Below are 9416 nucleotides of genomic sequence, written 5' to 3'. Positions count from 1 at the left end.
GCGCCATTGAGACAGATTTCGCCCTTGCCGCCCTCGATGACATAGGTTGAAAAACGCTCACCGTTATCGATATTGTAGATATCCACGCGTTCGTTGAGATACAGCCCGGCGGCACGGATCAAATCCGGACAGATGCCGATGGAACCCTCGTAATCGATTTCCGCGCCGGTGATGGTGGCTCGATGAAGTTTGCACTGTAAAAAGGTACGCAATGGCATTCATGCCTCGATGGTGATATATTTGTTGTCGATGAGCCGCGCCTTGCCCAGACGCAGGGCCACGGCGGCCAGAACGTCGGCGCCAAGGCGTTCCACGGGCTCGATGCGACGGGGGTCGACCAACTCCAGGTAATCGAGTTGGCCCGTGGGAATGTGTTGGCGGTAGTACGCCGAGACAGCGGTACGCAACCGCCCTGGATCGCGCTGCCCGACCCGGATCAAATCCTCCAGCACGCAAAGCCCTTTTTGGATGTGTGGCGCCACGGCGCGCTCCTCGGGCGTCAGATAGACATTGCGCGAACTCAAGGCTAGGCCGTCGGGCTCGCGCACGATGGGACGTCCCTCGATGCGCACCGGGATATCCAGGTCACGGGTCATCTTGCGGATGACGGCCAGCTGCTGCCAGTCCTTCTCGCCGAAAACGGCAAAGGTCGGCTGGACCAGATTGAAAAGCTTGCACACCACCGTGGCCACGCCCTGAAAATGATTGGGCCGGGTTTTGCCACACAGGTTGCGGGCCACATCGGGCACGTTGATCCAGGTGCCGTGATCCGGAGCATACATGGTCCGCTTGCTCGGACAAAAAAGCGCGTCCACGCCGCAGGTTTCGGCCAGTCCGGCGTCACGGGCGAGATCCGAAGGATAATTGTCCAGATCCTCTCCAGGTCCGAACTGGGTCGGATTGACGAAAATGGACGTCACCAGCATATCGCAGCGTTCCCGTGCCCACAGGATCAGGGACAAATGCCCTTCATGCCAGTAACCCATGGTCGGGACCAACCCCACCGTCAGCCCTTGGGCGCGCCAGGACAGGGCCAGGTCCTGCATGGCCTTGGGCTCAAAAATCCGCTCCATCATTTGCCTCCCGGTGTCCGCATATCAAAAAATTCGCACCCGCAATCACACACGATCTGGTCGCCCATGCGCCGTCCGTCGGGATCATCGACCACATCATGGAGGATGCCGGTTGTTTCCTCATAGACGAATTCCATGCCCATGACATCGACCATGCCGTACAGGCCGCACTGGCGGCAGACAAAATCCCGCGTTTCTCCGAATTTAACGACCATCGTTTTTCTCCCGCGCGGCGCTCAGGCTTTCCAGCTGGATATTCAACGCCAGGGTGGACATGGAAATCTCCCGCGTGGACACGCCCAGGGAGACAAGCATGGCCAGAAGGCTCAGGCCAAAGACAATCTTGCCCATGATGATGAAGCCGGCAAACAGAAAAAACATGCACAGCACGCACAAAAAAAGACTGAGCACCCCATACATCTGCATGAGTCGAATCAGATTGACGCGCAGACGCAGACTTTCAATCTGCGCCAAAAGGCCCGGAAACTGGCTGGTCTGATAGCGGTCATACAGGGTGCGGATGCGCGCGGCCAGGGCGAGAAACCGGTTGGTGTAAGCCAGGAGCAACAGGGACAGGGTTGAAAACAGCAGGGCCGGGGTGGTCAGGGTGATATCCATGGGCGCGCTCACGATTCGCACAGCTTGCGCAGTTCTTCCAACTCGTCCCAACGGGTCAGCAGCTCGTCCAGCTCGGATTCCAACACGTCCAGGCGGGCGGCCTCGGTCGCGACGACGGTGTGGTCGTTGGTGTAAAATTCGGGATCGTTCATGCGCTCCTGAAGCTGGGCAATGTCCCCTTCAAGGGCCTCGATACGCTCCGGAAGGGCTTCCAGCTCGCGGGATTCCTTGTAGGTCAGCTTGCGGGCCCTGGGCGCCTTGACGCGCTCCGGCCTGGGCAGAACGGGCGTTTTTTCCTCGACCACGGGACGCTGGGTCAGCCAGTCGTCGTAGCCGCCGGCGTACTCGACCACGCGGCCGTGGCCCTCGAACACGAAACAGGACGTGACCGTGTTGTTCAGAAATTCGCGGTCATGGCTGACCACGAGCACCGTGCCGGAAAAATCGCCGATAAGCTCCTCCAGCAACTCCAGGGTTTCCTGATCCAGATCGTTGGTCGGCTCGTCCAGAACCAACACGTTGCACGGCCGGGTGAAGAGCTTGGCCAGAAGCAGACGATTGCGCTCGCCGCCGGACAAAACGCTGACAGGGGTCTGGGCCCGCTCCGGGGTGAACAAAAAATCTTTCAGGTAGCCGATGACATGGCGGCGGTTGCCATTGACGTCGATAAAATCCGCGCCCTCGCCGACAATGTCGCGGGCGGTCTTGGTGTCGTCCAGAATGGAACGCATCTGATCCGAATAGGCCACTTCCAGCTTGGTCCCCTGACGGACCGCGCCCGCCTGGGGTTCCAGATCGCCCAGCAGGAGCTTTAAGAGCGTGGTCTTGCCCACGCCGTTGGGGCCGACAATGCCGACCTTGTCCCCACGCATGACGTTGCAGGAAAAATCACGGATGACCGGCCGCCCTTCCCAGGCAAAGGAAATATTTTTCACTTCCAGGACCAGGGTCCCGCTCGTGCGCGCCTCCTGGATCTGCATGGACACGTTGCCGGTGCGCTCGCGCCGCTGGCGACGCTCCTCGCGCATGGTCTTCAACGCCCGGACCCGGCCCTCGTTGCGGGTCCGCCGCGCCTTGATGCCCTGCCTGATCCAGATTTCCTCTTCCTTGAGTTTCTGGTCAAACCGTTTCCAAAGCGCCTCTTCCGTGGCCAGGACATCGGCCTTGCGCTTCAGAAAGGTGTCGTAGTCGCAGGCCCAGTCCACCAATTGTCCCCGGTCCAGTTCCAGGATGCGGTTGGCCACGTGGCGCAGGAACATGCGGTCATGGGTGACGAAAAAAAGAGTCCGAACCTGCTTGACCAAAAATTCCTCCAGCCAGCGGATGGAGGCGATGTCCAGATGGTTGGTGGGCTCGTCCAAAAAAAGGATGTCCGGATCGCCGGCCAGGGCCCGCGCCAGCAGCGTCTTGCGCTTCAATCCGCCGGACAGGCTGGCGAAATCCGCGTCCGGGTCCAGATCGAGATGGGTGATGACCGTGTCGATTTTCTGGGTCACGCTCCAGGCGCCCTGCTCGTCAAGCATGCGGTGCGCCCTGGCCACCAGGGGCGGGTCCACGGCAATGTCCGGGCTGGCCTCGTAGCGCAGCGCCGCCAGACACAGCCCGGCCTCGCCCGCGCCATCGGCCACGACCTGATACACCGTGCCGCCCAGGCTGGCGGGCACCTCCTGGGGCAAGGAGGCGATGGTCAGATCCTTGGACCAGCGCACTTCGCCGGAATCGGAGGGAAACTCGCGGGCCAGGATGCGCATCAGGGTGGACTTGCCTTCGCCATTGCGCCCCAGAAGGCAGACGCGATCACCTTCGTGGAGCTGCAGACTGATATCGTCCAGGAGAAGCGGGCCGGAAAACGACAGGGAAAGATTGCTTGCGCTGATGAGTGCCATGAATGGAAAAAAATGAGGTTGGTTGTGTGAACGGTCAAACTACTAGGGAGAAAGCCCGGCCTTGTCCAGAAAGGAATCGTCCCCCGGCAGGGCACAAAATTACCGTGAAAGGCCAGGCGAACGGAAGGTTCCTACGTTTCGGCCCCGTCCGCGAAAACCGCGACCTCCTGCTTCAGCACCAGGCGGCGGTAATAGGCCAGGACCAGACAGGTCATGGGCAGGGCGATCAAAAGTCCGAGCATTCCGAGAAGCTTGCCCCAGATGGACAGGGACAAAAGCATGACCGCCGGGGACAGGCCCATGGCCTTGCCGAGGATTCTGGGCACCAGGATCACGTCCTGGACAATCTGGGCCACGACAAAAACCAGCCCGGTCAGTCCCAGGACCACCCAAAAGGATTGTCCGGTTTCCAGGGCATGGATGGCCGCGACCATGACCGCTGGAATGGCGCCCAAGATCTGCAGATAGGGCACCAGGGTCATGATGCCGAGCATGATCCCCAGGAGGATGCCCAGGGGCAGGCCGATCATGGAGAAACCCGCCGCGAAAACAATGCACAACACGCCGGAGATCATGATCTGGCCCCGAAAATACTGGTTCATGGCCAGATCGAACTCCTCGACAAAGGCGATGACGCCGTCGCGGTAGGCGTCCGGAATCATTTCCTTCCAGACCACGCGGACCTTTTGGAAATCAAGCAGCAGAAAAATGAGGTACATGAAGACCACGCCCGGAACGATCAGGGCCATGATCACGCTGTACGTGCCGGAAATAATGCCCATGAGCCCTGGCAGCAGTTTGCGCAACGCGGTCTGAACCATGGAAATGAAGCTGTCCGTCCGAAAAAAATTCTGCACTTCCGGCGTGTTGAAATACTCGCGCAGGGCCTGCCAGACGTCGGGCGGCAGACGCTTGGAGGCCGCCTCGGCCAGCTTGGAATTACTGACCAAGTCCGAAATAAGGCGTCCCATGTGGGCCACCTCGCGACCCATGAGCGGGACCACGATCCAGAACAATCCGATCAAGACCACCACGAACACCAACAGGGTCAGACCAATGGCCACCCCTCTGTTGCGAACATATCGCTGGATGAAATGCACCACCGGATTCATGATATAGGCCAGCAGAAGAGCCACGGCAAAGGGAATGAGCACGTCGCTCAGGTATCCCAGCGCCGTGATCACGGCCCAGATCAGGCCCGCGCCCAGGGCCATGCGGACGACGCGGTCGAAGGAATAAGGTCGGGTGTCGAGAATCATGGGGCTCCCCGCGCATGGCGCGCTCATTGAATTTCAAATGAAATAGCAAAGACATGGCCGCCTTGGAAGAGCGAGCGGAACGGCTTGATTTGATTCCTTCCTTTCCCTAAGCAGAGTGGATTCGCGACAACCATCATCCCCGGCGGGACTCTTCATGCTTGATCCGCAAAACATCATCGCCTTCCTGACCCTGGCCAGCCTGGAAATAGTTCTTGGCATCGACAACATCGTCTTCATCGTCATCATCACCAACAATCTGCCGGAAAAATTACAATCCAAGGCGCGCAAGATCGGCCTGGCCCTGGCCATGCTGACCCGCATCATGCTTCTTTTCGCCATTACCTGGGTCATGCGCCTGACCGATCCGCTTTTTTCCGTGCTGGACCACGCCATTTCCGGACGCGACCTGATTCTGCTCGGCGGCGGCCTTTTCCTTATTGCCAAGGCCACGTTTGAGATCCACGAAAAACTCGAACACAAACCCGAGGAGGATATCCGTATCCATAAAAGCCTGGGTTTTGTCTCGGCCGTGACCCAGATCGCCTTCCTGGACATCATCTTTTCCCTGGATTCGGTCATCACCGCCGTGGGCATGGCCAGCCAGATTTCGATCATGATCGCGGCGGTCATGGCCGCCGTGGCGGTCATGCTCCTGTTCGCCGACGCGGTCAGCGGTTTCGTCAAGCGCCAGCCAACCATCCAGATCCTGGCCCTGTCCTTCCTCATCCTCATCGGCGTCTTTCTGGTGGCGGAAAGCCTGGGCAAGCACATCGACCGTGGCTACATCTACTTCGCCATGAGCTTCTCCCTGCTGGTCGAAATTCTGAACCTGCGGCTGCGCAAAATATCGAGCGGCAAGACCGCCTGACGGGTGTCCTGTCCTGGCCCATAACCACAAGTCCGTGAACAAGGCGAAACTTTTCAGGGAGAACAGCGCATGCCTGTCGCATTGACATTTTTCCAGACCTTTCTGGACAGCTGCACAACCCATCGGCACAATACCGCGTTCATCTACAGAATTGGTGACAGCGAGTTCCAGGTCACCTACGAAAAATTCTTCGAGGATGTCCTGGTGCTGGCCAGGGCCTTCAAGTCCAAAAAAATTCGCAAGGGCGATGTCGTTTTTTTTCTGTCCGACAACCGCTACTCCTGGATCGTGACCGACCTGGCCCTGCAGGCCCTGGGCGCGGTCAGCGTGCCGCGCGGTTGCGACACCCCGCCAAGCGAGATCGAATACATCGTCCGTCACAGCGGCGCCGAATTCCTGATCATCGAAACGGAAAAACTCCACACCGAATGCCAGGCATTGATCAAATCGCTCAAACCCCGGGGTGTGTTCATTATTTCCGGGGCCGAAAAACATTCCTGGTTCGAAAAAGCGTCCAGCTATTCGGAACTCCTCGCCGATAGGACCATCGAGCCGCGCGACATGGACTGGTTCAAGGGTCTGTCGGAGCAGATCACTCCGGACGACCTGCTGACCATCATCTACACGTCGGGAACCACGGGCACGCCCAAGGGCGTCATGTTGACCCACGCCAACATCATGCACAACGTGCGCACCCTGCCGCCTCTGATCGAGCTGGGACCAGACGACGTCTGGGTGTCCATCCTGCCGACCTGGCATATTTTCGAGCGCACGGCCGAATATATCGGCGTGGCCGCCGGGAGCTGCCTGGTTTACTCCTCCATCCGCACCTTTGCCTCGGATCTGGAAACCTACCGGCCAACCCTGGTCGCCACCGTGCCCCGAATCTGGGAAGCCTTGTATTCCAAGATTATTTCGGCCCTGAAAAAACAGGATCCCAAAAAAGCCAAAATTTTCGACTACCTGGTTTGGGTTTCGATCCGGTATCGGCGCAACCGCCGTATTCTGCGCGACCAGCTCCCGGTCTTTACGCCCCAGCCAGTTCTCGGGCGTTGGCTGGCCAAGCTTGGAGCCGCGATAGAAAACGCCCTCCTCGTCCCGCCGTATGCCCTGGCCCAAAAAAAATTCCTGCTCGTGCAGAAAAAATTCGGAGGCCGGCTCAAGGCGGCCATCAGTGGCGGTGGAAGCCTGCCGGCCTTTTTGGATGAATGGATCGATGCCATCGGCATCCGCATCATCAACGCCTACGGCATGACCGAGTGTTCGCCGGGCATCGCCGGCCGGGGCCTGCAGTGTGAAATTTTCGGCACCATCGGGCCGGCCGTGGGCGAAACCGAACTGCGCATCGTGGGAGATAACGATGAGCCCCTGCCCAACGGTCGCGAGGGGGAAATCCAGGTCCGGGGGGCGCAAGTCTTTTCGGGATACTACAAAAACGAGGAGGCCAATGCCCAGGCCTTCACGTCCGATGGTTTCTTCCGCACCGGCGACTTGGGCCGCCTGACCCTGACCGGCGAACTGGTCATCACCGGGCGGGCCAAGGAAATCATCGTCCTGGCCAGCGGCGAGAACGTGGACCCGACCAATATCGAGGCGACACTGTCCATGTTCCCCTTTGTCCAGGACGCCGTGCTCGTGGGCCAGGACAAAAAAGGCCTGGGAGCGCTCATCGTCCCGGACCTGGAAAAACTGCGCGAATTCGTGCTCGAAAAGTACAACCATGTCCTGGAAGAAACCGAGGACGCCCTCAGGGACAAACAGCTTCTGGACCGCCTGCGCCAGGAGATGAACAAGCTCCTCAATGCCAAGAAAGGCTTCAAGCCGTACGAAAAACTGATGAACATCCATTTTCTGGACAAGGAATTCACCCTGGGCGAGGAGCTGACCAATTCCTTCAAGAAAAAACGGCACGTCATTGAAAAAAAATACAAGGACATCATCAACCGCCTGCTCAAATGAAAACGGCCCGGCAATGTCCCGGCCCGTATAAAACCACAAGGACCACGTCTCATGGAACTGATCTTTTTTTCCCCGACCCAGACCACCAAAACCATCGTCGAAGCCGTGGCTCGCGGACTCGGCGCCGCGCCTGCTTCCATGGTGGACCTGACCTACGACCGGACAGCGGACCAACCCCAGCCGTCGGACATTGCCGGCCCCACTGTCATCGGCATGCCGGTGTATGCCGGCCGTCTGCCCGAACTGGCTGTCGAGCGTCTGCGCCGGCATGTCCGAGGACAGGGCCGCCCGGCCGTGCTGGTCGTCGTCTACGGCAACCGCGCCTTCGAGGACGCCCTGTTGGAACTCAAGAACTTGGCCGAAGAGCTCGGCTTTGTTCCCGTGGCCGGAGCGGCCTTTATCGGCGAACACTCCTTTTCCACGTCGCAGTGGCCAGTGGCGCCAGGCCGGCCGGACACAGCGGACACGAACGTGGCCCTGGATTTCGGCGCGAGAGTGCGGGACAAGCTGGCAACCACCGCCGATATCGGCACGATGCCCGGCCTGCGGGTTCCCGGGAACTTCCCCTACCGCGATGGCATGCCCGCGGCCAACATCGCTCCGGAAACCGAGGCGGAAACATGCACGCTGTGCGGGACGTGCGTGGAGGCCTGTCCGACATCGGCCATCACCCTGACCGAATCGGACGTGCGAACCGACCCGGCCCTTTGTCTGCGCTGCTGCGCCTGTATCCGGGTCTGCCCCGTCGGAGCGCGCCTCATGCCTCAAAAAGTGATGGAATCAGCTCAAAAACTGCACAATCTGTGCGGACAACGCAAAGAACCCGAAATGTATATATAACGCCCCCTCCCGCCACGACGGACGCATGGGGGGCGACGATGGGCGCGCCCCCCGCTTCCCCACAACCATAAGGAGCCACATGCATCCGATCGGTATCCCCACTCGGCCCTGGTATCGACCTTGTCTTCCCCTTTGTCTGATTCTCCTCCTGGTCGGCCGGATCGCCTGGGCGGACCCCTTCCCGCTGCCCCAATCCTTTGATCTGCGCGATATCGACGGCCACGCCTTTATCGGCCCGGTCAAGAACCAATCCCCCATGGGCACCTGCTATTCCTTCGCCGCCGCCGCCGCGGCCGAAAGCACCTTGAACCGGGCCATGAATCTGTACGACGAAAACGCCGCGCGCTTTTCCGAATCGTTTATCATCTGGAGTTTGTCTCCCCATTACGAAGGGTTTGGCCCGTACTCCGGGGCGAGTTACGATTACGACGAACTCCAGGCCCTGGTCGATCATGGTCTGCCCCGCGAGGAAATCTTCCCCTACGTCACCAGCGAGCCACATGACCTGCATTGGGATGCCAAACGCACGAAGTTCAGCAGCTGGCACAGAATCCCCACCAACGATGTCGAAACCATGCAGCGCGTTCTCCAGACCTTTGGCGCCATCGACGCCGCGGTTCTGGTCGAGGATCCCTTCATGGACTACACCGAGGGTATTTTTTCCGACACCTATACCGCGCCACTTTCTCCCGTTGAATTCCGGACGGATACCAACCACGCCATCTCCCTTGTCGGCTGGGACGACAACGCCGACGGCCAGGGACACGGGGCCTGGATTCTGCGCAATTCCTGGGGGCCGAATTGGGGCCTCGATGGCTATATGCTCATCGACTACACCTCCGCCGCCGTGGCCACGTCCGCCACATATTTGGTTTATGGCGACTGGCCGGGCGACAATTTTTCCCTGGAAAAC

General features: G+C 59.6%; 10 protein-coding genes. 4 read left to right on the top strand and 6 right to left on the bottom strand.

All coding sequences use genetic code 11. The features are described from left to right. From EOL86_09630 to EOL86_09605, 6 genes are all read right to left on the bottom strand, one after another. A partial coding sequence (locus EOL86_09630) for an aspartate 1-decarboxylase (protein NCD25833.1) occupies positions 1 to 218 on the bottom strand: 218 nt, incomplete at its 3' end. After that, entirely contained in the window at positions 219 to 1073 is an 855-nt protein-coding gene (locus EOL86_09625) for a pantoate--beta-alanine ligase (protein ID NCD25832.1), read from the bottom strand. Beyond that, entirely contained in the window at positions 1073 to 1288 is a 216-nt protein-coding gene (locus EOL86_09620) for a hypothetical protein (protein NCD25831.1), read from the bottom strand. Before EOL86_09620 ends, EOL86_09625 begins: the two co-directional genes overlap by 1 nt. Continuing rightward, the gene (locus EOL86_09615) at positions 1278 to 1691 is read right to left on the bottom strand and encodes a DUF2721 domain-containing protein (GenBank protein ID NCD25830.1); all 414 of its coding nucleotides are present in this window, start codon (positions 1689 to 1691) and stop codon (positions 1278 to 1280) included. Before EOL86_09615 ends, EOL86_09620 begins: the two co-directional genes overlap by 11 nt. Before the next feature lie 8 nt (positions 1692 to 1699). Continuing rightward, positions 1700 to 3577 carry an ATP-binding cassette domain-containing protein gene (locus tag EOL86_09610; protein NCD25829.1) on the bottom strand — a complete coding sequence of 626 codons (1878 nt, stop codon included), beginning with the start codon at positions 3575 to 3577 and terminating at the stop codon, positions 1700 to 1702. Between the two features lie 131 nt (positions 3578 to 3708). Further along, the gene (locus tag EOL86_09605) at positions 3709 to 4836 is read right to left on the bottom strand and encodes an AI-2E family transporter (protein ID NCD25828.1); all 1128 of its coding nucleotides are present in this window, start codon (positions 4834 to 4836) and stop codon (positions 3709 to 3711) included. A 154-nt stretch (positions 4837 to 4990) separates the two neighbouring features. On the opposite strand from EOL86_09605, the gene EOL86_09600 reads away from it, so the two are divergent. The 4 genes from EOL86_09600 to EOL86_09585 form a co-directional block, all read left to right on the top strand. Then, on the top strand, positions 4991 to 5704 hold the full coding sequence (locus tag EOL86_09600) for a TerC family protein (protein ID NCD25827.1): 714 nt from the start codon (positions 4991 to 4993) through the stop codon (positions 5702 to 5704). 69 nt (positions 5705 to 5773) lie between these two features. Then, complete coding sequence (locus EOL86_09595; GenBank protein NCD25826.1) at positions 5774 to 7663, top strand: long-chain fatty acid--CoA ligase; 1890 nt, start codon at positions 5774 to 5776, stop codon at positions 7661 to 7663. Between the two features lie 51 nt (positions 7664 to 7714). After that, complete coding sequence (locus EOL86_09590; GenBank protein NCD25825.1) at positions 7715 to 8503, top strand: 4Fe-4S dicluster domain-containing protein; 789 nt, start codon at positions 7715 to 7717, stop codon at positions 8501 to 8503. A 25-nt stretch (positions 8504 to 8528) separates the two neighbouring features. Beyond that, the coding region (locus EOL86_09585; protein NCD25824.1) for a hypothetical protein at positions 8529 to 9416 on the top strand (888 nt) is incomplete at its 3' end.

This window comes from Deltaproteobacteria bacterium (genome assembly GCA_009930495.1).
Lineage (GTDB): Bacteria > Desulfobacterota > Desulfovibrionia > Desulfovibrionales > Desulfomicrobiaceae > Desulfomicrobium.
This window is presented reverse-complemented; position numbering and strand designations above follow the sequence as displayed.

Bases quoted from the DNA above. Each gene is read 5' to 3' on its own strand.
- EOL86_09625 (NCD25832.1), bottom strand. From the start codon at position 1,073: ATGGAGCGGATTTTTGAGCCCAAGGCCATGCAGGACCTGGCCCTGTCC.
- EOL86_09620 (NCD25831.1), bottom strand. From the start codon at position 1,288: ATGGTCGTTAAATTCGGAGAAACGCGGGATTTTGTCTGCCGCCAGTGC.
- EOL86_09615 (NCD25830.1), bottom strand. From the start codon at position 1,691: ATGGATATCACCCTGACCACCCCGGCCCTGCTGTTTTCAACCCTGTCC.
- EOL86_09610 (NCD25829.1), bottom strand. From the start codon at position 3,577: ATGGCACTCATCAGCGCAAGCAATCTTTCCCTGTCGTTTTCCGGCCCG.
- EOL86_09605 (NCD25828.1), bottom strand. From the start codon at position 4,836: ATGATTCTCGACACCCGACCTTATTCCTTCGACCGCGTCGTCCGCATG.
- EOL86_09600 (NCD25827.1), top strand. From the start codon at position 4,991: ATGCTTGATCCGCAAAACATCATCGCCTTCCTGACCCTGGCCAGCCTG.
- EOL86_09595 (NCD25826.1), top strand. From the start codon at position 5,774: ATGCCTGTCGCATTGACATTTTTCCAGACCTTTCTGGACAGCTGCACA.
- EOL86_09590 (NCD25825.1), top strand. From the start codon at position 7,715: ATGGAACTGATCTTTTTTTCCCCGACCCAGACCACCAAAACCATCGTC.